Here is a 24,002-nt window from a genome sequence, read left to right as displayed (position 1 = left end):
TCGCGGCCGCTTTTCTCGACCATCGATCAACGGTTCGTTGCCAGAAGGCGATCGATCAGTCGTTGAGCCTGGTGGACATAGCCCCCGCCAAACAAGTTGACGTGATTGAGAACGTGATAGAGGTTGTAGAGATCGCGGCGGCTGCGATAGCCCGGATCCAGCGGCCAAACCTGGCGGTAGCCTTCGTAAAAAGCTGGAGGGAAACCCCCAAATAGTTCGGTCATCGCTAGATCGACTTCGCGATCGCCGTAGTAGGTCGCCGGATCAAAGATGACTGGCGTGCCGTCTGCCAGGAAGCTGGCATTTCCCGACCAAAGATCGCCATGCACCAATGCAGGCTTGGGTTGATGATCGGCCAGAAGATCGGGAATGCGATCGCACAGTGCTTGGGCATGGGGCCAGCGGTAGCCGTTACGGGCAGCCAGATCCAGTTGAAACTGAATACGCTGGACTTGCCAGAATGCTCCCCAATCCCATTGCCACGGGTTGATTTGTGGGGTTTGGCCAATCACATTGTCGCGATGCCAGCCAAAACCCTGAGGTGAGCGAGTCTGACGATGCAACTGCGCCAATTGGGCCCCCATCTGTCGCCAATCTGTGGGGCCGCGATCAAGCTCTAGCCATTCCAACACTAGGTAGGCACTGCGATTGGTCTCTCCCCAAGCAATTGGCTGAGGCACTCGGATTGTTTGACTGGCTGCGATCGCGGTCAGGGCTTCTGCTTCCGCCGCAAAAGCCGCTAAAGAGTCGCGTTGATTGAGTTTGACAAACCAAGCTTGCCCATCTTCCAGCACCAGGCGATAGCTGCGGTTGATGCAGCCACCACCCACGGGTTGGGCCTGCTGAATTAGGCTTGGCCGATCGCGCTGAGTATTAATCACCGCCGCGATCGCGCTCCAAAGAGACTCTGCTTCAGCCATGCTCTCCTGGCAAAATCTGAATCGTGGAGCAAGCTTCGGGAGCAAGGTAAGTCTGAACCGCTGCCTGCAAATCATCAACGCTGAGCGCGTGGATTTCGTCGACGTAATTGAAGGCCGGTTCCAGGCTACCGAGGAGCGTAGCGTAATAGCCATACAAGCTGGCGCGATCGCTGGGGCGCTCATTGCCAAAGATGAAACGATTGACGACCTGCCGCCGAATCCGCTCCAACTCTGCTGGGGTCACGGGTTCAGTCTGCAGGGATTGCAGCTCTGCAAGAACCTGCGATCGGACGGTGTCGAGATGGGCAACCGGCAGCCGCGCTGTGATTGCAAAGAGGCCCTGATCGCGATAGGTGGAGTTGCTCGCCACAATATTACTGACCAAGCCCTGTTGTTCTCGAAGCTGAGCAACCAGCCGAGAGGTGCGACCACTGGCCAAGATCGACGCGATCGCATCGAGAGCATAAGTCCGGGAGAGTTGGCTGAGCCCAGGAACCCGCCAAGTTAGGTACAGCCGGGCTTGGTGCAGATCAGCATCGTGATAGATCTGCTGCTGGGGCTGACTGAAGGCAGGCTCGGGCAACAGGGGCGATCGCTGAGCAGTGACAGGGGGATGATCGGCAACCGCAGCTCGCACTGCATCGATCATTTCCGCTTCCGGGAGATCCCCGACCACCACTGCGACTAGCTGATTGGGGCCGTACCATTGGCGGTGAAAGGCCTGCAAATCGGTGAGCGGGAGTTGGGCGATCGTGTCGTAGGGGCCCAGCACGGGCCGCCGATAGGGCAACCGCTCAAACGCAGCCTCAATCATGCGGTAGTAGGCTCGACGCCGAGGATTATCCGCCGCACGGCGAATTTCTTTTAGGACAACCCGCCGTTCCCGCTCAAATTCTGCTTCCGCAAGCAGGGGATTGAGCACGACATCGGTTTGCAGCGAAACGAGATCTGTAAAGTCACTGGGCGCACAGGTGAAATAAAAGTGGGTGTAATCCTGGCTAGTGGCAGCATTGGCGATCGCCCCCCGAGCTTCCACCTGCTGCTCAAACTCACCGGCTTTGAGGCGCTGACTGCCCTTGAACACCATGTGTTCGAGGAAATGAGCCACCCCGTTAACAGCGTCAGGTTCTACAGCTGATCCCACCTTGACCCAGAGATCAAAGGTCACCGCAGGAACCGGCAGGCGTTCGGCAATAATGATTAGTCCATTTTCAAGTTGCTGCCAATGGGGGGCATTCAACCGGGGAGCAGCCAGCGCAGCAACCATGGAACGCGCAACCTCGTAGCAGTCAACTCTATTGCCCCATAGTGACATCTTGACCCAAGACTTTGGCAAGCAAGGCGCTGAGGCAGGCAGGTCGAGTGGCACCCATCTAGATCAAGACATCTTTCTTCATTTCACCTTGAACAATCATTGCGTTTTCTCAGTCCTCGGATTAGGGAATCTAGGCTGGGAGCATCCTGCCAAAATTCCGCTGCTATGGATCGACTAAAACGTTATCGTGTCGCCTGCACGCTCACATTTGGCGACATTTACGGTCAGATTATTACCTGGATTATCGTTATTTTGCTGAGTCTAGCCGCGGCTCTAGCCTTGATGGGTGCTCAACAACCCATCTATGCACTCACAACTGTTGGCTTGATTCTTGTGGTTTCGCTACCGTTCCTACTCTTTGCCTTTGTGACGACATTGCTCAACCATATTGAGCTACGTCCCCTCGAAGCGAGTGCAGAATCTAGCATGACGACACCGGCTGAGCTCTCATTTAGTAATCCAGCCATTAACCCCAGCTAAATCCCAACGGCTCACCGCTAATTGCGATCGCTCTCCTTCTCTCACCCTATCCAGCCAGCATCTGCTGACTGGGTTTTTTATGGGCTTTCAGCCAACAGTCGCGTCTGGGTTGGCACCTATGGTTGCCGCACCAATCCAGGAGAGTGCTTGATCGGTTGAACAGATCAACTCGTTCAAGAGGCAGGGATATTTCAGACTGAATTTCATACGATCGAAAGCGGTAATGAGTACACCACTTTTACCTCTAAGGTCTCTGGCTCAGACCCAGATTATTACCCTCATTGCAGAGCCCATCCTGCTGCAAAGTTTGCTGATGTTTACGATCGGCTACACCTAGGCTTGGCACTGTAAACTGCCCTACAGCCAAGCAGATCCTGTGGCGCGGATCGGGACTTCCAGTTTCTTCGAGTTAGCAGGAGCGATCGCGATTAGCTGATTGGGCATCTAGCTGGGAGCGGTAATCGCCACAGTCGTGGGGGTCTTAGTAGAAGTAGCCGTGAGACTCCTGTTGGGCGCGATCGCTAACCGACGCCGTTAGCCTTCGCTCAGTAACCATCTAGACTCCAACAGAATGCAAGAGTTGGTGTTGCTTAGAGGCTAGATCCTCCGGTCCAAGCCCAGAAGCGATCAAGCGCTGGTTGTAGCTGCTGTCTAACAGCTTGGTCAACCGCAATGATCGCGCGATCGCGGAGGCGATCGCGAATACGGATAACCATTGATGGCCAGTCACAACCGCGCCATTCCTGACAAAGTTCATCCCGTTGAACTCGAGCACGAATACTCAGTCGCTGATTTCGCACAAAACCGACTGGTGCTCGGCGCGGTGTCATACGCACCAAGAAAGGAACGTGAGCATAGTTCAAAACGCCATTACTCATCCAGTCAGCATCTTCAGATGAAAAGGGTTTCTCACCGGGAATAATTAAGCGGGATTTCGAAGCATGATCGGGCATATAGGCTGCCAAATAGCCGAGGCGACGCGATAGGGTAATCGCCTCATTCATGGTCATACCTTCTTTACTCATAAAGAATGAAAACTGACCATCGGGTCGGAGGCCATAGATAATCCGGATACGTGGTAAAAAATAACGAAATTCCTGTTGGATACCGCTGTTGTAGCCCCCACGATATTCCGGCGGCTGCGGTTGAGTATCGTTGTAGATAGCATGCAGGCCGCCGATAAAGGTTTCGTAGCGAAGTTGCCGTTCTGGCGTTAAGGCACCATAGCCAAATTCGACCCGACCATTTTGGGTAACACCGACATAGGCACGTTCCCGCGCTGCTGCTCGATTACGGGCCCAGGTAATCGATCGCCCAAACTTCATATCGCCGAGTGCGACCCCAATTTCCTGCCCCGTTTTCTCATCTACAACCCGCTCATACATCGGGCCGGAGACAAAGGCCAAGGCTCCACCATCCTTAAAAGCCGCCTCTTCCTGATCCCAGCCTTCAAGGAGATCCATTCGCACCCAGCGCGGGTCAAAACTCAAAACAGTGGCTTCTGGCAAGTCTGCGAGGGTCGCCCCCGATTGATAAGCCGCTAGCCGAGGGTTAGCACTGGCCGAGCGAGACAAGGGTTGCAGGATTTTAGCTGGCAGGGGGGCTTCAATCGCTGTACTGGCAGGGGCTTGCAACTCAGTCGCTGCGATCGCCCGGGGAACAGAACTGTTTAGACAGCACAAGGCCACCGTCAATGGAACAACCCAACGTTGGAGTGATGACATAGCCTGCAAATGACTAAAGCAGAAGGACGACAATTATACGGCAGGAATATCAAGCATTTTGTGTATCAGAGCCATAGGTGATTTGGGTGGATTGGTAGTTGGGTGGCTCGACATGAATGGTAACGCGGATGGGGGCGTAGCGTTCTGCGAGTCTCGCCTCGACTGCCTCAGTAATTTGGTGGGCGGTTAAAACATCGGGTGCATCGACAATCAGATGCATATCCACAAAGATTTGGCGACCCAATAGTCCCCGAGAGGCAATGTCATGACAATTGACCACCCCAGGCACACTGGTCACCACTTGGTGAATGGCTTCAGGGGCAACCGCAATTTCATCCACCAGCCAAGGCAAATTGCTCTTGAGTACGATCCAGCTACTACGCAGCACGAGGACAGCAACAGGGAGTGACAGGACAATATCAAGCCACTGCAAGTTAAAGAAGCGAATTCCAAGCAGCCCTATCAAGACAACGATCGTAATCCAAATGTCGCTCATCGTGTGATAGGCGTCAGCAATCAAGATTTGACTGCCGAGGCGTTTACCAACTGATCGCTCATAGAAAGCAACGTAGATATTAACTCCTAAAACAATGAGTAGTAGCCATAGATCAGTGGAGGTAATTGTGATGGGATCGCCGGGAGTAATCAGTCGTTCGATCGCCCCCCGAATAATTTCAAAACAGGTGATCCCTAGAAAAGCAGCAATCCCCAAAGCACCGATGGCTTCGTATTTGTGATGGCCGTAGGGATGATCGCGATCGGGTTCTGCGGCAGAGAGCTGATTCGTCAACAAGCCCAGGATATTATTGACACTATCTGTCACGCTATGCAGAGCGTCTGCCAAGAGGCTTAGTGAGCCTGTAAATAGGCCAACTCCAGCTTTGATCACCACAACCAAAAGGTTGAGAGCAAGTGTCAGCAAGAGAACATATCGAACTTGCTGGTGACGATTCTTTGCCATAGTCAGCAGTCAAATGTCGCATCCTCAGTGTAGAGCGCCTCATCACTTATTTCGACACAATGCCCCACAAGGCAATCGCAGCAAAAAGTAAAAATAACCCAGCACTAATTTGGGTCAAGACTCGCTCAGAAATATGACGACTGACCCAACGGCCGACATTAACGGCGATGACAGCAACAATCGCGTGTCCCAAAATGGCACCCAGGGCAACACCCCAAGCATTGCCAGCCGCTGCTAACGCCATCGTTGTGAATTGGGTGCGATCGCCCCATTCCGCCACAAAAACAAGGCTAAAAGCTTCTGAAACGACTGTAAAAACTGTCACCTGCTTCCCGAGCTTGGCTTCAGCCCCCAGCACCAATTCTTCAGCTTCTTCCTCCTCTGCACTGTCTCCGACCTGGGGCATCCCCAAGGAATCTCGCCAAAGCTTCAGGCCAAAAATTGCAAAAAAGGCCACTTCAGCCCAACGCACCCAAGTCTCAGGCAAGAGTTGGTTGGCCAACTGTCCGATCGCCACCGATAAGATGGTCATCAAGGCCAAAGCCAGCACCGTTCCCAACAGCACCCAACGGCGACGGTGACGCATCGCTAGCAGAGCTGCAATCAGAAATGTCTTATCCCCTAATTCAGCAATGCTGATAAAAATGAGGCCACTCGTAAAGCCTTTGAGAAAATTAGGATCGATCGCCAGTAAGGAAGGGATGTTCACAGCGCCAGAAAGGGCAAGACTTTAGTCACCCTATCACCTTTATTTATCCTGAAAATTTCATTGTTAATTCATACTTTTGCTCTTCAGAGCATTCAAATCCACAGACTCAGGGCTGATCAACAACAATCCCTTATTCAAAAATCAGACCGACAATCATTTTGTTTCAATCACTTTGAAATAAAACTAAATTTGATGATTATTGTGTTGCATTCTCTAATTTAGCGAAGACATTTGACCAAGATGACTATTCTTTAGGGCAAGGGAACTAAGTCCCTTATTTTCTCTCGGGAGACTGTCTAAACTGAAACAATTACTGCCATAGAAGCTCCTAAAACACAAAAAGGCCCAAGTCATTGAGCCTTTCGGGATTGCATCTAGTTTAGTTTTAGGACTTAACGAGCTTCGAGGTTGTCTGCAATTCGCTCAAGTGTTGCCAACATTTGCTGTTGAACATCCGGTTCTGCGGCTGCTACAACAGCTTCTTCCTTGCGCTTGAAGCGCTCGATCGCTCGGATGGCAAGGTAGAGAACAAAGGCAATGATCAGAAAATCAATGACCGACCCAGCAAAGCTGCCGATTTTGAGTCCGGGGCCAATGACTGCTGTTCGCCAGTCTCCTCCTGGAATCAGGGGATTGACAAGTGGCATCACTAAATCGCCCACAAAAGAGCTCACAATCTTATTGAAAGCACCGCCAATAATCACGGCGACTGCCAATTCGACAACATTGCCCTTGAGAATAAACGCTTGAAAATCACGAATAAAGCCAACAGCTCGCCCACGACGAGAAGTCATTCGATCGCCTCAACTCAGATCTGAAACGTGCCCACTGTACCAAGGACGCTCAAGACTTCCAGTCATCTAACCTGGATTGATTAACACTTGTTCAAGTGCCTGGCCGTAGGGTGGATAGAGAATCCCGCGCTCGGTGATGATTGCTGTCACCAGTTCTGCAGGCGTGATGTCAAAGGCTGGATTCCAAGTCTTTGTTCCAGCAGGCGCGATCGCCTGACCTCGAATTTCGGTAATTTCTCGACCGTCCCGCTCCTCAATTTCAATTTCAGCGCCTGTCGCTAAACTGCGATCGATCGTGCTGATTGGGCAGGCCACGTAGAAAGGCACACCATGCGCCTTCGCTGCTAGTGCCAAATTGTAGGTGCCGATCTTGTTAGCCACATCACCGTTAGCCGTGACGCGATCGCAACCAACTAGACAGCAATCAATCTGCTGCTGTCGCATCAAAAATCCAGAAGCCCCATCGACAATGACTGTGTGGGGCACACCGTAAGCCTGCAATTCGAAGGCCGAAAGGTTGGCACCTTGTAGGCGCGGACGAGTCTCATCAAGATAGGCATGAATCTGCTTACCCTGCTCGTGGGCAATGCGGATGATACCCAAGGCAGTGCCGTAGTCCACCGTAGCCAAAGCGCCGGTATTGCAATGGTGAATGACGTTGGCTTGCTGCGGAATCAGCGCCTGCGCATTCAGGCCAATTTGACGATTGACCGCCACATCCTCGTCGTAGAGCTGCTGTGCCGCCGCTAGCAGCGTGGCATGAATCGCCGCCGCCTCTAAATCAGGATTTGCGATCGCCGCTAACATCCGGTCAACGGCCCAAGCCAAATTGACGGCAGTCGGGCGTGCTGCTTTCAGGGTCTCCGCTGCGATCGCCAGTTGTGCCCGCAAGTCTGCAGAATCGGTCATTGCACTCTGCTGGCTGGTCAGAACCAAACCAAAAGCTGCAGCCACCCCGATCGCCGGCGCCCCTCGCACCACCATGTCTTGAATCGCCTGAGCGACCCCTGCCGCCGTGTCGTAGTACCGATACTGAGTTTCCTGTGGGAGCGATCGCTGATCGAGTAGTCGGAGTTGGCTACCCGTCCACAGAAGGCTTTGAAAGGGGCTCATGGCAGATTGCGAGACATTTTCCCATCCTCGCTGCCAAGGCCGACCCTTGCCAAGCGCCGGGGATACCCGCAGCGATCGCCGTTCTTCGCTATGCTGTTGCCCGGCTTTGATCAACGTTCATGCTCAGTTCTTCTGACCCACGCCAAGCCCTCAGTTGGGTGATTCAAGACCTACACAAACGAGGCTGGGCCACAGGCACCGGTGGCAACTTTAGTCTGGTCACGCGCCGCGATCCACTCCGGTTGCTGATGGCTCCTAGTGGGGTCGATAAAGGACTCGTGCAGCCCGATGAACTAATTGAAGTGGACGCCAAAAGTCAGGTGGTAACAGGCAATGGCAAAGCTTCAGCAGAAACACTACTGCATCTAGCGATCATTCAGCAAACAGGCGCAGCCTCAGTGCTCCACACCCATTCCCCGATCGCGACTCTACTCTCGCGGCGAGCGGAAGTTACTGGCGCGATCGCCTTCTCCGGCTACGAAATGCAGAAGGGGCTGGAGGGCATCACCACTCACGAGACTGAAGTTCACCTGCCGGTGTTTCCCAACGATCAAGATATGGCAGCCCTCAGCCAGGCTGTCCTACCGCAGCTCCAAGCTGCACCACCCTGGGGCGTGTTGATTGCAGGCCACGGCCTCTATGCCTGGGGCAATAGTCTGTTTGCGGCGCGGCGACATGTTGAGATCCTAGAATTCCTGCTGGAACTGCACTACCGCGAGCTCACTCTCCTTCCTCACTAACAGCCATGCCTCTTCCTGTTTCAATCACCACGCTGCTGCTCGACATTGAAGGCACAACGACACCCGTCGATTTTGTCTTCAAGGTGCTGTTCCCCTACGCCCGCGATCGCGTTGCCGACTTCTTAGCAACTCAGGGTGCGGATCCCGAGGTTCAAGCCGACCTCGACTTGCTGCGGCAGGAATACGCGCAGGAGGCCGCCGCCGAACTTCCTGATTGGGCTGGGGAAGACGCGATCGCCGCAGTACCCTACATCCAGTGGCTAATCGACAGCGATCGCAAATCGACAGGGCTGAAGTCCTTGCAAGGCAAGATCTGGGAGCAGGGCTACGTCAGCGGCGAGATTAAAGGGCAACTCTTTGCCGATGTACTGCCAGCTTTTCAGCGTTGGCAAGCGGCCGGACTGGCGATCGCAATTTTCTCCTCCGGTAGCGTCCAAGCCCAGCAACTGCTCTTTGGCTACAGCGAAGCTGGCGACCTCAGCCCTCATCTCAGCGGTTATTTCGACACTCGGACTGGCCCCAAACGGGAGGCAGCAAGTTACGGCGCGATCGCGGCGCAACTCGGGAAAGCGCCGGCGCAAGTTCTATTTGTCTCAGATATTCCAGCAGAACTTGAGGCTGCGGCAACAGCTGGCTTCCAGACCCGCCTGTCTCTACGACCGGGCAATGCTACTGTCGAAATCGGTGACTGGACGACAATTCACAGCTTCGATGAGCTGTAGCTAAGTTCAGGCAGCGCTGGTTACCAGAACTAACGGCGACGCTCTTGCAACTTGCGATAGACCGAGCGCAGATCAACGTTGTGCTGAGCGAGTGCCACCAGCGTGTGGAAGAACAAGTCTGCCGCTTCACCCGCTAGACCATCGGCGTCATCGTCTTTGCAGGCCATCACCACTTCAGCGGCTTCCTCACCAATTTTTTTGAGGATTTTATTGTCGCCACCCGCAAATAGCTTGCTGGTATAGGAAGCTTCGCTGGGGCGATCGCGGCGATCGCAAACAACCCGATAGACCTCCGTGAGGATATCGGCAGGTGGTGGCGTCACAACGTCTACATCGCGATGGAAGCAGCTACGCTCACCGGTGTGACAAGCAATGTCTCCAATCTGCTCGATCGTCAGCAGCAGGGCATCACTGTCACAGTCGTAGCGAATCGCTTGTAATTTCTGAAAATGGCCGGAAGTCGCACCCTTGTGCCACAGTTCCTGACGCGATCGGCTCCAATACCAAACCTCGCCCGTTTCTAGCGTTTTCTCTAACGCCTCTCGATTCATCCAGGCCAACATCAACACGGTGCCGTCCAAGTAATCTTGGGCGATCGCTGGCAGGAGTCCTCGCTCGTCAAAACGGAGTTGATCAAGCGGCAGCGACAGAGACAGAGGAGCCATGAGCCTCAGGCTGGATAACTTCTCTACGCTATCACCGCCGCGATCGCGTCTTGTCCTAGCGCACTTCTACCGCCTGCAGACGGTCGCGAAAGCTGGTTTGGGGCGCTGGGCTAGGAGTCGTGTAACGAGGGTCAGTTCCAGTATTCGTCGAGGGACGGGATGACTGAGCCTGACCACCACTCGATCGCGAGTCGGTTTGACCCAGAGGAACATAGCGGAATCGGCGATTGTTACCCCCCTTGGCTGGCATCCGCAGCGGCGGTTCCATGGCGTTGGCCGGGTTAGCCGCCGCCGTAGGAGCCCGGCGGGGTAAGGGGTTATCGCGCAGTTCGCGCTTCAGTTGGTTGAGTAGTCGTGAATGTGACGTCGAGCTGTAGTGCTTGATGATTTGGATATCCCAATCCATGGTGCCTCGGGCAGCAGTGAATGATGAGCCGCCTTTTCCGTCGATGAATCGTCTGGAGCTACCGCTGTAACTGCTTTAGCTCCAAGCCCCTAATGGCAAAAGGGTACTGAGCCGAAATCATAGAGGCCTGCCGATACTTCAGCAAGCCCCTACTCATCATCTTAAGTTGTTGACTGCTACTGAATTAGCTCAAGCCGCTCGCGAGGAAAGGCAGCAGGCCTTGACCCAAAGCAACTTCAGTCAGGATCAAAGCCACAAAGCCGATCATCGCCAGGCGACCATTCAGTTTCTCGGCGCGGTCATGGAAGCCCCAGGATGCGTCTGCTTCAGCAACAACCACTTGAGGTTCGATGGCGAAATTATTCTGACGACCGAATTCGTCAACTGTCCGTCCGCTACGCATAATGAATTCCTTTTGGTTGGTTGTTCTGTTTGAAGTGTAACACAACGTAAAGTTCTGTGACGTTTTTCTTAATCTTTTTCTGCCCAGTCAGTCCCTAAGCCTGATCCCTACTGCGATTTCTCGCCGCTGGCGGTAAGCTGCGACTGCTTGCGCCTCCTCGACTGAGCGCAGCGATCGCCTTCCTCATGCCTGCGATGACGCTCCCTCTCAATCCCGCCGAAAACCCACTGACTCAGTTTCGGGAATCCCTGATCGCTCTACACAGCACGGATGCTGCCCTCAGCCTGTTTCTGGATACGGCGATCGCGTTGACCCAAGCGGATGCAGGCAGTATCTTCCAGCTGCGTTGGGACTTACGGGGACCCGAGCTGATCTGCAGTTTGGCCCGTAACTTCTCCCAGCCAGATATTCAACTCCAGGGCAATCCACTGCCGATCCTGCGCAATAGTTTGGCGGGCTACGTGGCGACTACTGGCGAAGTGCTGAATGTTCCCGATGTCTATCAGCTTCCCCTTGGGTTGCCCTATCACTTCCAGCCCCGTGTCGATAGCGCCACGGGTTATCGCACCCAGTCGATCTTGGTGCTGCCTCTCAAGACAGCTCGCCAAGACATCATCGGCATTGTGGAGCTGATCAACCGCAAGTGCGATCGCCAAGCGAGACTCACCGCAGACAACTACGGTGCTGCAGTCATTCCCTTTTCTCCAGCCGATCAGCAGGTGGTGGAACAACTGCTGCGAACCCTAGAGACTCAATTTCTGGAGCAAATCTAAAGCAGCACTCGCGTCGCGGCAATGCCAGCAATTTCAGTGGGCGATCGCGAATTTCAGTCGACAGAGAGGCAAGACTATACATACCGCAGCAGTCTCTAAGCCGGTCAGGACTATGTCGCCTTGACAGATCGAGATTAGAGGCAACCACCGCCTCTGCCTGTGGGGTGGGATCCCATCAGTTCAACTCGAGGCGTCCCTATTGCTCTGCTCCATGCCATTCAATGAGCACCTACCCTGCCAACAAAAAAGCCTGAGCGCTTGCCCAGACTCTTCACACACAGATTTAACTTAGACAGTCAATTGCTTAGTTGTCGGCGTAGCCACCGCTACGTGCGGCAGGACGACGATCATCTTTGGGACGCGCTTTGCTGACGCGCAGCTGGCGACCAAACCACTCAGCGCCATCGAGCTCGCTGATAGCAGCATCTTCGTGAGCATCTTCTTCCATTTCAATGAAAGCGAAGCCACGGAGGCGACCTGTTTCACGATCGACAGGCAGGCTAACCCGACTAACGGGGCCATACTCTGCGAACACTTCCCGAACATCTTCCTCGGTCGCGCGGAAGGAAAGATTACCAACGTAAATCGTCACTTGCGTATCCTAAAGCGAGAATCGGACTGTTCGGGAAAACGGAAAGCAAACTCTGAACCTGAACCTCTCAGACGCTGGGTCGGATGGGCCGACCAAAGTAACCTGCGCGCTGCCGAACAAACCACGCCAATAATAGCGGAGCAACTGGGAACGTCAGGTTAAAAAAAACTGAAAGTGCCAGATTATTTCACTCTCGTCACAATTTGGCTGCCAGAGCGGGTTTCAGCGCAGTATTCGGGCCATGTAGTCGCCCCAAAGCTGGGCTGCCAAGCTGCTACTGTTACCGGTCGGCTGGTTGTCGTCGTTGCCGAGCCAAACGCCAGTGACCAGGTGGCGAGAGGGCACAAAGCCCACAAACCAAAGATCAACGCCATCATTCGTCGTACCAGTTTTGCCCGCTGCTCCATAGCCGATCGCAGCGGCTCCGCCAGTCCCACTACTCACCGCCTGTTGCAGCATGGCCGTTAGGGTCGCAGCCGTCGCGGCTGAAATCACAACGCGATCGCGGCGGGGTTGCTGCTGGACATCAAAGGTAAGGGTGCAACTCCGACGTTGCTCCGCAGTGGTGCAACGGCTGCTGTCGTAGATGCGGCGGATGGCATGGGGCGGGTTCCAACGCCCTTCGTTGGCGATCGCAGCAAAGGCGCTGGTCATTTCCAGCAATGTCACCTCACTTTGCCCCAATACCAGGCCGGGGACGGGTTGTAGATCCGCTTTAATGCCAAACTTGCGGGCCATCTGCACAACGGCATCCAGCCCCACCTCGCGGGCGACGCGCAGAGCCACCGCATTTTCGGATTGAGCCAAGGCGCGGGCGAGGTCAATGCTGCCACTGCTGCGTTCACAGCCCCGAAATTGCTGACCTTGCCAGACAAGAGGCGAGCAATCGTAGGGTCGTCCGGCCGAAATGCCTTGTTCTAGGGCTGCTGCATAGGCAAAGACTTTGAAGGTCGAACCCGGCTGACGATAGGCCTGGGTGGCGCGATCGAACTGACTCGCTTGGTAATCGACCCCACCGACGAGGGCTCGGATTTCGCCATTACGACTGTCAATCGTGACGATCGCCCCTTGTTTGACACCGGCTGTTTGTGCCAAGAGCGACTGCAGAGATTGTTCAGCCGCAGTTTGCATCGCAGGATTGAGGCTGGTCTCAACGGCAAAGTTGCCTTCTTCAACGACTGTGTCACCCACTAATTGAGCCAGTTCCTCAACCACGGCGCCGTAGTAATAGGGGGCGGTGACTCGGCTGCTGGTTTGGCAAGCCTCCGGCTTAATTGTCACCGGCGATCGCCGCGCCGTGCGGGCCTCCTCTTCGCTGATCAAACCGAGGGACTGCATCCGTTCAATCACACCATTTTTTTGGCGCTGGGCAGCAGCGAGGTTGGTGCAGGGGCTAAATCCATTGGGGGAGGGCAAGAGTCCCACCAACAGCGCCGCTTCGGAGGTCGAGAGATCACGGGCAGACTTGCCAAAGTAAATCTGGGCAGCGTCTTCAAAGCCATAGCCGACCCCAAGGTAAACCCGGTTGAGGTAGGTGCGCAGCAGCTCATCCTTGCTGTAAAAAAACTCCAGCTTCAGCGCCAGGATCGCTTCGCGGACTTTGCGACCAATCGAGTCCTCACGCCCGACGTAGTCGCTAAATAGGCTGCGAGCAATCTGCTGGGTGAGGGTGCTGGCGCCTTCGCGAACTTCGCCACTGCGGAAGTTAGTCAGAATCGCACGCGCCGTGCCGTAGGGATCGATACCCAGATGCCAGTAGAAGCGACTGTCTTCGGAGGCAAGCAGGGCTTTGGGGAGAACGGGCGAAAAATCTGAGAGGGCCGGTAATTCGACGTGGCTACTACTGCGCAGAGTTTGTAGGGGCTCGCCATCAGCGGCATAGGCAGCGATCGGTCCTTGCACCGTCCCCAGCGATCGCACGGAGACTCGGCTGGCCTCGAGGGTAATGCCGATCGCGATCGCTCCGACCACAGCTGTAGTGATAGTCACCCCTCGTTTCAGCCAGTCCTGCCAGAGAGGAGGAGCGTTTTCACAGAGCAGCTCAACGCGATCGGTCAGCTCTGGTGGCCCCAGGTAGATGCGATCGCCATGCTGTAATTCCAAGCGATCGACACGGCGGCCCCGCCAAAAGACGCCGTTGGTCGAGTTTTCGTCTTGCAGGACAAAGTCACCGCGCTCTTTGCCCGAGCGACCGAGGCTGAGGTGAAGCTTGCTGACGATCGGGCTATCAATCGGGATGTCACAGTCACGGCCTCGGCCCAGGCGGTAATAGTCCCCAAGCAGCGGATAAGACTGCCGGCGGTCTCCCTGACAGACCGTCAATTGGGGAACTGAGTCAGAGTCACGCAGGTTGAGATTATCAAACTTGGCCCGTCGCTGAACCTGCGTTGCCAATTGGGTCAGGCGTTTCAGGACGGTGGGTGCCGGCTGCGGGCGATCGCTCATCTGCCAACCTAGGAAAAGCACCTTTGCAGGTGAAACAGTATTGAAACGGAAGTAGGACAGAGCAGGACAGGCTCTCTGTCAGTTTTGCATTTTGGCGGGCGCTAAGGTTCAGTCGAAGGTTCACTCCGCGAAGCGGTCGCATCGGGCGATCGTCTCAAGATGTGCCCCTACTTCCCGCCAGGATCGGCGCGGCGAATCTGAATTTGACCATCAATCACTTGGGCCGTTTCGGGATAGCCGGCTGCTTGGCTACTGGGCAGTCTGGCTAGACGATCGCCAATCCGCAGTTGGGTGGCCGCCAGCGACAGGGCAAAAATTGTCGCGTCTGAATTACCGGCAGCCCCCGCATGGGCAATGCCCCGCAGGTTACCCCAAACAAGAATGTCGCCACTGGCCACAATGCTGCTGCCGGGGTTGACATCTCCCACCACAATCACTGAGCCGTTATGGCGTACCTCAGCTCCCGATCGCAGGGTGCGTTTGAGGTAGAGCGGCGCGGCAATGGGGCTGGTCGAGGTCTTGCGCTGCCAAGGATCGGCCTGGGTGATTGGCTGTTCAATCGAGAGCCCAAGGCTCACGGCTGCCACTGCCGTCTGCCGGCGCTGGGTTGTGATCCGTGTCAATTTCAGGTCAGCCCGCGCTAGCTGCTGGCTTAGCCATTCCAACTGACGCCCATCCAGTAGCCAACTATCGGCAAAGAGGTGGAGCTCAGCTCCCGCATCCCAGAAGTTTTCCTGACCTTGCAGCAATTGTTGGAGCGACTGTTGCAAATCTAGCCAAGTCAAGCCGTCCGCATTGGCTTCTTGACCAACCGGGGGTGCACTTGGCAGCCTCAACCACCAGCGATCGCCCTCCGCTTCGAGCTGGATTGGCGGTGCGATCGCGGGTTCAGCAGCAGGTGGCTCAACTGCCGCATCGCTGTCACTGTCGATGTCAGGTGCGATCGCCTCCTCTGCCGAGGGGGTAGAAGCGTCTACGTCACTCATCGGAACCACGGGGTAGAGAGCAGGTTAGCAATTGGGCTGGGATGGATCCAGAGATCCGCTGCCCAAGCAGACTTGGCCCGATATTTAGCCCAAAACAAATTAAAGAGTACGGGCAAGTCGAGCGGGAGCCGCCAGAATAACAGTGATCGCCCTTGCCCAGTGCCATCCATGGCTACGCCTCCCCCATCCCCTTTGCCGAGTGGTCGTCCACGCCCTGCGCGACCGATCACCCGTTCTAGCCCTGCTGCGTCGCGATCGCGTCCCAGCCGCAAGCCACCCCGCCGCACGGAACTGCCCCCGAAGCCCGACAGCGTCACCTATCGGGCGGTTGCTTGTTTCCAAGGCAGCTTGGCTTGGGACCAACAGGGAGAAACAGCCACTCTGCAGATTACGGACAATCACAGCCTGAATGTAGCGCTGAGTGGATTGGTGCAAGCGACCCTACAACGCCATCCCCAGCAGCTGCAGCAGCTCATGCAAACCCCTCACTACTGGGTCAGCTGGCCGCTGCAACGCCACAAGCATCTGCAATTTTGGTTGCGGGGCTGGCAAAATCAGGCTCCCGCAGATCTACAAGCTGGTCGGGTACGGATCTGCGGTTTTGTCAAAAGCTGGAAGGATCAAAACGGGGCCGTGCAGGTCTGGATTGGTCGCAATGAGGCCGCGCCACCCGGACAGATCGACAAGCCAGCCTGGAAAATCAAACGACTGCAATTGCGCGGGGCACCTGAGCAACTGCGTCCAGGGTGGTGGCAGTTTGACTGCGAGGTGACTCGGTACGGTCAGTTGCGGATTGTTGAGGCAGAACTGCTGGTCCCCTCTCGGCCCAAGCCTCGTCGGCGATCGCAACCCCCTGTCACCGCAACTCGTTCGGATTAATTGCCAGCGATCGATGCATCCAAAACCGAATTGGGTTCGTACCCCCTATGAGTCTGCTTAGAGCACTCAACCCCACGAGCCCTATCCATTCAGGTTTTTTCCCAATGCTGATCCCTAGACTCCGCCTACGGTCGATCGCGATCGCGCTAGGCACCTGTCTCTTGCTCACTGGTCTGCACACGACGTTCCCAAGGCCCGTGCGGGCAACAGTCTCCCAGCCAACGCCCTTGATGGAGACTGCGCGATCGCAATCCTCGAGCCGACCAACCTTGCTCGCAGACTTACAGGCTACCCTCAGCCAAGCAGAATCCAGCCCGCTTGCCCAAGCCAATGCTGGCGAGATGCGCCAAACCTACATTGCCATCCTGACGCCGCGCGAAGTTGTCCCCACAGCACCTGAAACACCAGCTAGAGCCGTGGTGGGTGCCGTATTAGTCGGCGATCGCTTGGTGATCCGCGCTAACTTCCGCGATCTTTCCAGTGCCTTTCGCGACTATGCGAAGGATCCCGTCAGCCCGCCCAACCCCAACATCACCTCGGGCTTCCACCTGCATCGGGGCAATGCCAATCAAAATAGCCCCTTTCAGTACGCTTTGGTCGTCACCCTAGACCCTTCAGGAACCAGCGGTTCCGCAGCGGGGGAACTGACGTTGTCGCCGGAACAGAAGCAAGCACTGGCAGATGGCCTGATCTACTTCGACATTCACACCACTCGCAACCGCGGCGGCGAACTGCGGGGCGTGTTGATGCCCAGCTCGTAGCGCGATCGTCCTGACCCAGTAAGTAACCTGAGTTGCTGCTGTCAGACCTAATGTTTTGGGAGAGGGATCGCTAACACTCATGAACTCAATTCTTGAGGATCCCTCTCAACAACAGCGACAAACCGTCCAGTCGTGGCCCGCTTTTGATAGCGATTGCAATGGAATAAACAGTGAAGTTTTCAGTGTTATATTTTCAGGACTGATTCACCAAGCTCTCAGTTATGAGCCTTGGATTCTCCAGTCCAACTGGCACTTCCAACAGCGACGATCAAGATCTGTGGTCAGAGCTCCAACAGGGGCAGGTCGCGGCCCTTGCACGTCTGTACGATCGCCATGCCGGTCTGGTCTACGGCATCGCCATGCAGGTTTTAGGCAATCCTCAAGAGGCAGAGGATCTCACCCAAGATATTTTTATTCGCTTAGTCGATCGCCAGCACTCTCACTACGATTCCAAACGCGGATCCCTCAGGACTTATTTAGCCGTACTGACACGTTCGCGAGCCATCGATCGATTGCGATCGCGGCGCACCCAAGCTTCAGCGATCGAGCGTGTGCAAAACCAGGTCAAACAAGAAGCGACGGAGGATCCCCCAATTGCCAGTTTGGGGGCCGCAGAAACCAGTGCAGAAGTCCAGAAGGCCCTAGCACAGCTGCCGGAGAGCCAACAACAAGTGTTGCGACTGGCCTACTACGAAGGGTTGTCCCAATCGGATATTGCAGAACGCCTCAGTGAACCGTTGGGAACGATCAAAGCAAGAGCCCGCCGCGGCCTGCTCAAGTTAAGGCAAATGCTTCAAGATGATCTGAGCTGAGTTCCTGTCATGACTGCTCCTGTTACGCCCGAACAAATTGAGCTACTCGTTGCAGGGTACGTCCTTGGGGATCTGAGCCCAGAGGAAGCCGACGAGTTGGAGCAACTCCTGCAGGACGATCCAGACCTGTGGGTTGCGGTCAGCGAGGCTCAAATAGCCCTCGAGCAAAGCTTTGGCATCGAGGAACAAGCGCCGCCGACCTATCTCAAGCAATCCATTCTGAGTGCCGCCGAAGTCCTGCAACAGGCAGCAGTAGCCAGCGATCGCACTCCCGAGTCTGGACCTGCCGTTCTTCCATCAATTCCTGCGAGTCCAGCCCCCAGCAATGTCATTCCTCTGAGTCGTTGGCGACGGGGACTCGGCGCTGCGGCGGCTGTCGTCATTGCCGGCTTAGGCATCAGCAACATCATTCTCTGGCAGTCCCTACAATCCCTCCAGGTCAGCCGCCGGACAACCGATCAAAATCCACTGGTGTTCACCCTCGAGCGCACACCCCTCGCGCCCAGCCCAGATGCATCTGTGCAGGTGGTTGTCGATCCCAAGGATTTGGAAGCGACCCTCGACATCAAAAACTTGCCGCCCTTAGCGGACGGCGAAGTCTACGTGCTCTGGACGGTGGTGAAACCCAATGCCCCAGTCACGACTGATGACAAAGATGCGATCCTGACCCAAGTGTTCCGCGTCGATGCTCAAGGTCAATTCAGCCAGCGCATTGCAGTACCGCCCGTTTTTCGCGATCGCGGTTTAGTCCAAGCTGTCGCCGTCACGATTGAGAACGCAAAGGCCCCTCAAAAGCACCTTGCCAAACCGATTTTGATTCAGCGGATTTAAGCCTCTCGTCTGGCCCCAAACACTGGGATACGAGCTTTATCCTTGAGGACGGTGTTGGACCGTACGAACCATTCAACTACCTTGGGTACCCCGGCAGAGTCTGTGGGTGTCTCACCGCTACAGGCCGATGCAGCCGAGTAGTCGTCAATTAGCGCGATCGCCGACGGGGAGCAGGGGGCGGCGTATTTTCGCTCAAGTTCAGGGCCTGACGACCATTGCGGATGATCTGCATCATCTGGGTCAATCGCTGCTCCATGTCCCGCAGAACTTGGTCAGCATAGCTGTCAGCACCCCGCCGCAACTCCTCACATTCGACCAAAATCCTTTGGCGCTGCTCAGATAGCTGCTGTTGAGTTTGGCTGCGCAGCTGCTCGATTTCGGCTTGGGTCTGCTGGCGAAGACTGTCGGTTTCCTGGCGGACTTGGAGCTGGAACTGTTGGGCCTCGCCCCGCACTTGTGTTGCTTCCGCGATCGCCTGTTGCCGAAGGGCATCACATTCCTGTTGAAGGGTTTGGCGGAGCTGCTGCGCATCGCGCTCAGCTTGAAGCCGAATACTGTTTTGGTCAATCAGCAGGGCCCGTTCTTGCTGCGCCTGCGCCACGATCGCCTGTGCTTGCTGTTGGGCGTCAGCCAAAATTTGGGCTTGGCGCTCGAGGATTTGCTGAGCTTGTTGAATCGCAGCGGGCAACCCGGCACGCACGTCATCTAACAGGTCGAGCAGGTCGTTTTCTCGAACCAGAATGCGCCCCGAAAGCGGCACGCGAGTCCCGTCGAGCACAGACTCTTCGAGCTGCTCTAGCAAGTTCAAGACATCGAGTGATTGGGCTTGGGTCACGTCAGGCGATCGCGCTCTACAACAGGGTGAAACTGATCATAAAGGGCGGCTGCCACATGGCTGGGCACGAAATGTTCAACATTGCCCCCAAAGCGCGCCACCTCTTTCACAAGGCTGCTACTGAGGAAACTGTATTCCGTTGATGTTGTCAGAAACACCGTTTCCAAATCACTCGCCAACGTTTTATTCGTATTCGCCATCTGCAACTCCAGCTCAAAGTCGGAGAGCACCCGCAGGCCGCGCAGAATGGCACCGGCTTGGCGTTGGCGCGCATAGTTGACCGTCAAGCCTTCAAAACTATCTACTTGAGCATTCGGTAGATGAGCGATCGCCTTGGCAATTTGTTCCAAGCGCTCCTGCACCGAGAACATTGGCTGCTTGTTGGGGTTGCGTAAGACTGCTACGTAGACCTGGTCAAAGAGGCGACAGCCGCGCTCAATGATGTCGAGGTGGCCAAAGGTGATTGGATCGAAACTGCCAGGATAGATGGCGTTCAAAACAGGACTCGTTGCGGTGGCTCAATCTTAGCCCACAGCCCCGCGGATTCTACACTGGGATACAGATGAGCGCGTTGGAGAGCCACCCGATGTTGGACGAACAAGCTAAAAAGACCTTGCTGCGCAAAATTCCGCATGGTCTTTACGTTTGCGGCGTCAAGGATGGCGAGGAGATCAACGGCTTTACTGCCAGCTGGGTGATGCAGGGCTCGTTCCAGCCGCCCTTAGTGATCAACTGTGTCAAATCCGACTCGCGCTCCCATGCCATGCTCTCGGCAAGCGGCGTCTTCAGCTTGAGCTTCTTGGAAGCAGGCCAGAAGGATCTGGCCGCTCAATTCTTTAAGCCGCAGCGCTTGGTTGCCAATAAATTTGAAACGGTCAACGCCTACCTCGGCGAAGCCACCGGTTGCCCAATTTTGGAAGAGGCCCTGGGCTACGTCGAATGCCGTGTAGTCGGCAAGGTTGAGCACGGGGATCACACGGTTTTCGTCGGTGAAGTGATTGCTGCAGGCTTACACAGCGAGGGGGACCTGCTGACGCTGGAAAGCACCGGCTGGAACTACGGCGGCTAAAATCCGTTGCTATGGAAATTCGCTCGGTCAGTCTACGCAACTTCAAAACCCATGCCGAAGCTGCGTTTGAGTTCCGGCTGGGCGTCAATGCCATCTGTGGCGAAAATGGGGCCGGCAAAACCTCAATTCTTGAGGCGATCGCCTGGACCCTCTTTGACTTTGACAGTGGCTATCGCAAGGAAGAGTTGCGGCGGCAGGGCGAGAGTAATACCAGCGTCACCGTTGGGCTGGTGTCGGCCCGCGACGGTCGCTATTACGAGGTGCAGCGGCGCTCCTTCAAAAACCGCCCCGACAGCTACCAGATTTACGATCCCGAGCTGGGGTTGAAGCTGGACAACCTTGAGAATGTCAGCGCAGCGCGGCTATGGCTCTGCGACCATCTTGGCTTTCGAGCAGGGATGGATCTATCGCGGCTGTTTGCGGAAGTCATCGGCATTCCTCAGGGCACGTTTACGGCTGATTTTCTGAAAACACCCAGCGATCGCCGCCGCATTTTTGATCCCATCCTCGGTCTGGAATCCTACCGAGATGCCCATCGCCAGTCGATCGACCTACAGCGCTATGCCGAGGGCCAGCAGCAGGCGATCGCCCAACAAGTCGCCATCCTGAGTGCGGAGGTGGCGGATCTGCCAACACTGGAACAGCAACTTCAGGAGATCAGCCAGAGCCTAGAACAGCAGCGATCGCTCCTACGGCAACGCCAGCAAGCGCGGCAGCAGGCGCTGACCCATCTGCAACAAATCAAACAACAAGCCCAACAGCAGCAACAGCGCCAACAGCAGCGGCAACAGCTCGAAGTGCAACGACAGGCTTTGGAGCAGCAGCAGCAAGCCCAAGCTCGATCGCGGGATGAAGCGATCGCTGCGCAGCAGATCCTGGGCGCCAGTCGAGAGGGATGGCAGCGCTATCAGAGCTTGACGGAGCAGATTCAAGCTCTAAATGGACAACTGCGGCAGCGAGAACAAGGGCGACGCCAGCTCAGTCAGTGGCAGCAGCAGCTCAACCAGTTACGGGAAACCGCCGCAGGGTTGGAGCAGCAGGTCGCTTTGCAGGCCGATTGGCAACGACAGATCGAGCAGCGCCAACCCGATCTTCAGCAACAAGAGCAACTAGAAGCAGCCCTTCGGCAACAGCAGCAGCAGCAACAGGCGCTGAGTCAACTGGAGCAACGCCGTCATTGGCTCCAGCAACGGTTGAAAGCGATCGCGACAGAACAACAGTCCCTGCAACAGCGGCTAAGCGAATTACAGGGGTTAGCAGTACAGCTAGCTGAACTTCCCCGCTGCCAGGCTGAAATCGAGCAATTGCAGGCACGCTTGGCTAGAGCCGACACGCTGGGTAATCTCGCGCAAGATCGCCGAACCCAGCTAGAGACCTTCACGGCTGCGATCGCCCAGCATCAGCAAGCCGTCACTGCAGCTCAGGCGCAACTGCAAGACCTACAGACTGCGCTACCGCTCTACCAAACTCATTTAGCTCAGGTTGGCGAGACGCTAGAACAAGGGCTACAACTACTCGCCAGCCAACTCGACGATCAGCAGGCCTTTTTTGCTCAACTGGGAGGCGGCGATCGCATCGCTCTCAGCCAACAGTTGCAGCAACAGCAGCAGACGCTAGCCCAGCTCCGCGCCCTCGAAAAACAGGTCGAGCAGCAAACATTGTTGGAACAGCAGCTGCAGAAACTTCAGACCGAACAGCAGTCACTTGAGCAGGAACGCCGCCAACTCTCGACGGAACTACAGGCGGCTCCTGCAGTCATTACCGCGATCGCCCAAACCGAATCAGAGTTACAAGCGCTCGGCGCTCCGCGGCGGGAGCTACAACTATTGCGATCGCAACTGCAAGCTAGCGCGAAGGTCGTAAGTGAGCTCCAGCAAAATCAAGCCCAACAAGCCCAGCTTCAACCTCAGATTCAACCGCTGCGCGATCGCCTCGAAGCCCTGGCTGAACTCGAAGAGCAACTCAATCAAGCGGAGCAAGCTCGCCAACAAGCAGCCGAGGATTATCGGCGCTACCTGCAAGCTGAGTCGATCAGCCAACAACTGCCAGAACGGGAAGCCCAGCTCCAGCAGACCAGCGAGCAACTGGCGCAACTTCAGGCTCAATGGCAGCTCTTGCAAGAGGCGATCGCAGCTGAACCAGCCCTTGATCTAGCTATCCTTTCTGCCGCGGAACAAACCTGGCAGGCACTGGAAGGAGAATGTCAGCGCCTCACCGGTGCCCTACCTGGCTTAGAACAAGAACAGCAACGATTGCAGACTGAAATTGGTCGTCGCCAAGCTGCCGCCCAAACACTGGCGGAGCAACAACAGCAGTTGGAACAGCATCAGGCGATCGGCCAGTTCATCGAAACTGCGCGCCGGATTTATAACCAGAGCGGCCCGCGCTTGAGTCGCTACTTTATCGGCGAAATCAGCCGCGAAGGCGATCGCCTCTACCGCGAGCTACTCGCCCGTCCCGGTGTCGCCCTCGACTGGACAGAGGACTACGAAATTCGGGTTCAGGAAAGCGGGCGCTGGCGCTCGTTCAAAACCCTCTCGGGTGGCGAACAGATGTGTGCAGCCCTCGCCGTGCGCTTGGCGCTGCTGCGCGTCATCGGTCAATGCCCAATCGCTTTCTTTGATGAGCCAACCACCAACATGGATTTACAACGGCGACGCCAGTTGGCAGATGCGATCGGCAATCTTCAGAGCTTCCGGCAGCTCTTTGTGATCAGCCACGACGACACCTTCGAGCATCTCACCGAAAACATCGTGCGAGTCGAGCGGCAGCTCGTCTGATTGCCCGTTTAAAGCAGTCAGCCATAGCAGCCTTCTATCGGGTGAGGACAATTTGACGAAGGAGTTGGCTTAGAATCAACAGCCGCTGTCCGTGGGGGTGATTGCGCACCCCCACACCCATGCACTAGGGGACTCGACTCCCCCAGCCCCCCGCAACAAGATTTCGGGTAGGACTTATCGGTGGAGAAGCGATCGCAACGGGTAAAACTAGCCGGTGTTGACCACAGACTTGAGGCTGATTAGTTCAGAGATAAACGTCCTAAATTTTTTGCTCAACGATGTGTGTT

The 24,002-nt window shown here is 55.8% G+C and carries 25 protein-coding genes; 10 read left to right on the top strand and 15 right to left on the bottom strand.

Going from position 1 to position 24,002, the window contains the following annotated elements:
• Positions 1–26 precede the first annotated feature (26 nt).
• Positions 27–920, bottom strand: a complete 894-nt coding sequence (locus SYC_RS11195) for a fructosamine kinase family protein (RefSeq protein ID WP_011244421.1) — start codon at positions 918–920, stop codon at positions 27–29.
• Entirely contained in the window at positions 913–2,187 is a 1,275-nt protein-coding gene (locus SYC_RS11190) for a M16 family metallopeptidase (protein ID WP_041677039.1), read from the bottom strand. Before SYC_RS11190 ends, SYC_RS11195 begins: the two co-directional genes overlap by 8 nt.
• 213 nt (positions 2,188–2,400) lie before the next feature.
• Between SYC_RS11190 and SYC_RS11185 the strand changes: the two genes are divergently transcribed.
• On the top strand, positions 2,401–2,715 hold the full coding sequence (locus SYC_RS11185; RefSeq protein ID WP_011244419.1) for a hypothetical protein: 315 nt from the start codon (positions 2,401–2,403) through the stop codon (positions 2,713–2,715).
• Positions 2,716–3,305: 590 nt separating this feature from the next.
• On the opposite strand, the gene SYC_RS11180 is transcribed toward SYC_RS11185, so the two are convergent.
• The 5 genes from SYC_RS11180 to mtnA all read right to left on the bottom strand — a co-directional run bounded on the left by SYC_RS11180 (position 3,306) and on the right by mtnA (position 8,016).
• Positions 3,306–4,439, bottom strand: a complete 1,134-nt coding sequence (locus SYC_RS11180) for a hypothetical protein (RefSeq protein ID WP_011244418.1) — start codon at positions 4,437–4,439, stop codon at positions 3,306–3,308.
• Positions 4,440–4,488: 49 nt separating this feature from the next.
• Entirely contained in the window at positions 4,489–5,400 is a 912-nt protein-coding gene (locus tag SYC_RS11175; protein ID WP_011244417.1) for a cation diffusion facilitator family transporter, read from the bottom strand.
• 46 nt (positions 5,401–5,446) lie between these two features.
• Positions 5,447–6,109, bottom strand: a complete 663-nt coding sequence (locus tag SYC_RS11170) for a TMEM165/GDT1 family protein (protein ID WP_011244416.1) — start codon at positions 6,107–6,109, stop codon at positions 5,447–5,449.
• 392 nt (positions 6,110–6,501) lie between these two features.
• Positions 6,502–6,903, bottom strand: a complete 402-nt coding sequence (gene mscL / locus SYC_RS11165; RefSeq protein WP_011244415.1) for a large conductance mechanosensitive channel protein MscL — start codon at positions 6,901–6,903, stop codon at positions 6,502–6,504.
• Between the two features lie 66 nt (positions 6,904–6,969).
• Positions 6,970–8,016: an S-methyl-5-thioribose-1-phosphate isomerase gene (mtnA, locus tag SYC_RS11160; RefSeq protein ID WP_011244414.1), complete on the bottom strand. Its 1,047-nt coding sequence runs from the start codon at positions 8,014–8,016 to the stop codon at positions 6,970–6,972.
• 119 nt (positions 8,017–8,135) lie between these two features.
• Here mtnA and mtnB point away from each other — a divergent pair, with 119 nt between their 5' ends.
• Positions 8,136–8,756 (top strand): methylthioribulose 1-phosphate dehydratase, encoded by a 621-nt coding sequence (mtnB, locus tag SYC_RS11155; RefSeq protein WP_011244413.1) that lies wholly within the window; start codon positions 8,136–8,138, stop codon positions 8,754–8,756.
• 5 nt (positions 8,757–8,761) lie between these two features.
• Positions 8,762–9,478: an acireductone synthase gene (gene mtnC / locus SYC_RS11150; protein ID WP_011244412.1), complete on the top strand. Its 717-nt coding sequence runs from the start codon at positions 8,762–8,764 to the stop codon at positions 9,476–9,478.
• Between the two features lie 29 nt (positions 9,479–9,507).
• Here mtnC and hisIE read toward each other — a convergent pair whose 3' ends face one another.
• The 3 genes from hisIE to SYC_RS11135 form a co-directional block, all read right to left on the bottom strand.
• Positions 9,508–10,143, bottom strand: a complete 636-nt coding sequence (gene hisIE / locus SYC_RS11145) for a bifunctional phosphoribosyl-AMP cyclohydrolase/phosphoribosyl-ATP diphosphatase HisIE (RefSeq protein WP_011244411.1) — start codon at positions 10,141–10,143, stop codon at positions 9,508–9,510.
• 55 nt (positions 10,144–10,198) lie between these two features.
• Complete coding sequence (locus tag SYC_RS11140; RefSeq protein ID WP_011244410.1) at positions 10,199–10,549, bottom strand: hypothetical protein; 351 nt, start codon at positions 10,547–10,549, stop codon at positions 10,199–10,201.
• Between the two features lie 184 nt (positions 10,550–10,733).
• The gene (locus tag SYC_RS11135) at positions 10,734–10,952 is read right to left on the bottom strand and encodes a high light inducible protein (protein WP_011244409.1); all 219 of its coding nucleotides are present in this window, start codon (positions 10,950–10,952) and stop codon (positions 10,734–10,736) included.
• Positions 10,953–11,146: 194 nt separating this feature from the next.
• Between SYC_RS11135 and SYC_RS11130 the strand changes: the two genes are divergently transcribed.
• The gene (locus tag SYC_RS11130) at positions 11,147–11,725 is read left to right on the top strand and encodes a GAF domain-containing protein (RefSeq protein ID WP_231621393.1); all 579 of its coding nucleotides are present in this window, start codon (positions 11,147–11,149) and stop codon (positions 11,723–11,725) included.
• A 304-nt stretch (positions 11,726–12,029) separates the two neighbouring features.
• On the opposite strand, the gene SYC_RS11125 is transcribed toward SYC_RS11130, so the two are convergent.
• The 3 genes from SYC_RS11125 to minC form a co-directional block, all read right to left on the bottom strand.
• Positions 12,030–12,317 carry an RNA recognition motif domain-containing protein gene (locus tag SYC_RS11125; protein ID WP_011244407.1) on the bottom strand — a complete coding sequence of 96 codons (288 nt, stop codon included), beginning with the start codon at positions 12,315–12,317 and terminating at the stop codon, positions 12,030–12,032.
• Positions 12,318–12,539: 222 nt separating this feature from the next.
• Positions 12,540–14,762, bottom strand: a complete 2,223-nt coding sequence (locus SYC_RS11120) for a transglycosylase domain-containing protein (protein WP_011244406.1) — start codon at positions 14,760–14,762, stop codon at positions 12,540–12,542.
• Between the two features lie 167 nt (positions 14,763–14,929).
• Positions 14,930–15,748, bottom strand: a complete 819-nt coding sequence (gene minC / locus SYC_RS11115; protein ID WP_050738292.1) for a septum site-determining protein MinC — start codon at positions 15,746–15,748, stop codon at positions 14,930–14,932.
• A 168-nt stretch (positions 15,749–15,916) separates the two neighbouring features.
• Between minC and SYC_RS11105 the strand changes: the two genes are divergently transcribed.
• From SYC_RS11105 to SYC_RS11090, 4 genes are all read left to right on the top strand, one after another.
• A complete protein-coding gene (locus tag SYC_RS11105) occupies positions 15,917–16,627 on the top strand; it encodes a hypothetical protein (protein ID WP_155813926.1) in 711 nt (236 codons plus the stop codon).
• A 104-nt stretch (positions 16,628–16,731) separates the two neighbouring features.
• The gene (locus SYC_RS11100) at positions 16,732–17,388 is read left to right on the top strand and encodes a CHRD domain-containing protein (protein WP_234701773.1); all 657 of its coding nucleotides are present in this window, start codon (positions 16,732–16,734) and stop codon (positions 17,386–17,388) included.
• A gap of 221 nt (positions 17,389–17,609) precedes the next feature.
• Positions 17,610–18,200: a sigma-70 family RNA polymerase sigma factor gene (locus SYC_RS11095; RefSeq protein WP_011244401.1), complete on the top strand. Its 591-nt coding sequence runs from the start codon at positions 17,610–17,612 to the stop codon at positions 18,198–18,200.
• A 9-nt stretch (positions 18,201–18,209) separates the two neighbouring features.
• Positions 18,210–19,031 (top strand): anti-sigma factor, encoded by an 822-nt coding sequence (locus tag SYC_RS11090; RefSeq protein ID WP_011244400.1) that lies wholly within the window; start codon positions 18,210–18,212, stop codon positions 19,029–19,031.
• Between the two features lie 148 nt (positions 19,032–19,179).
• On the opposite strand, the gene SYC_RS11085 is transcribed toward SYC_RS11090, so the two are convergent.
• Both SYC_RS11085 and coaD read right to left on the bottom strand, forming a co-directional pair.
• The gene (locus SYC_RS11085) at positions 19,180–19,866 is read right to left on the bottom strand and encodes a hypothetical protein (RefSeq protein WP_011244399.1); all 687 of its coding nucleotides are present in this window, start codon (positions 19,864–19,866) and stop codon (positions 19,180–19,182) included.
• Complete coding sequence (coaD, locus tag SYC_RS11080; RefSeq protein WP_011244398.1) at positions 19,863–20,363, bottom strand: pantetheine-phosphate adenylyltransferase; 501 nt, start codon at positions 20,361–20,363, stop codon at positions 19,863–19,865. The genes SYC_RS11085 and coaD overlap by 4 nt, the downstream gene beginning before the upstream one ends.
• Before the next feature lie 89 nt (positions 20,364–20,452).
• Between coaD and SYC_RS11075 the strand changes: the two genes are divergently transcribed.
• Both SYC_RS11075 and SYC_RS11070 read left to right on the top strand, forming a co-directional pair.
• Positions 20,453–20,935: a flavin reductase family protein gene (locus tag SYC_RS11075; protein WP_011378274.1), complete on the top strand. Its 483-nt coding sequence runs from the start codon at positions 20,453–20,455 to the stop codon at positions 20,933–20,935.
• Between the two features lie 11 nt (positions 20,936–20,946).
• Entirely contained in the window at positions 20,947–23,715 is a 2,769-nt protein-coding gene (locus tag SYC_RS11070) for an AAA family ATPase (protein ID WP_011244396.1), read from the top strand.
• Positions 23,716–24,002: the final 287 nt, after the last annotated feature.

Origin of the sequence: Synechococcus elongatus PCC 6301, from assembly GCF_000010065.1 — a bacterium.
Lineage (GTDB): Bacteria > Cyanobacteriota > Cyanobacteriia > Synechococcales > Synechococcaceae > Synechococcus > Synechococcus elongatus.
This window is presented reverse-complemented; position numbering and strand designations above follow the sequence as displayed.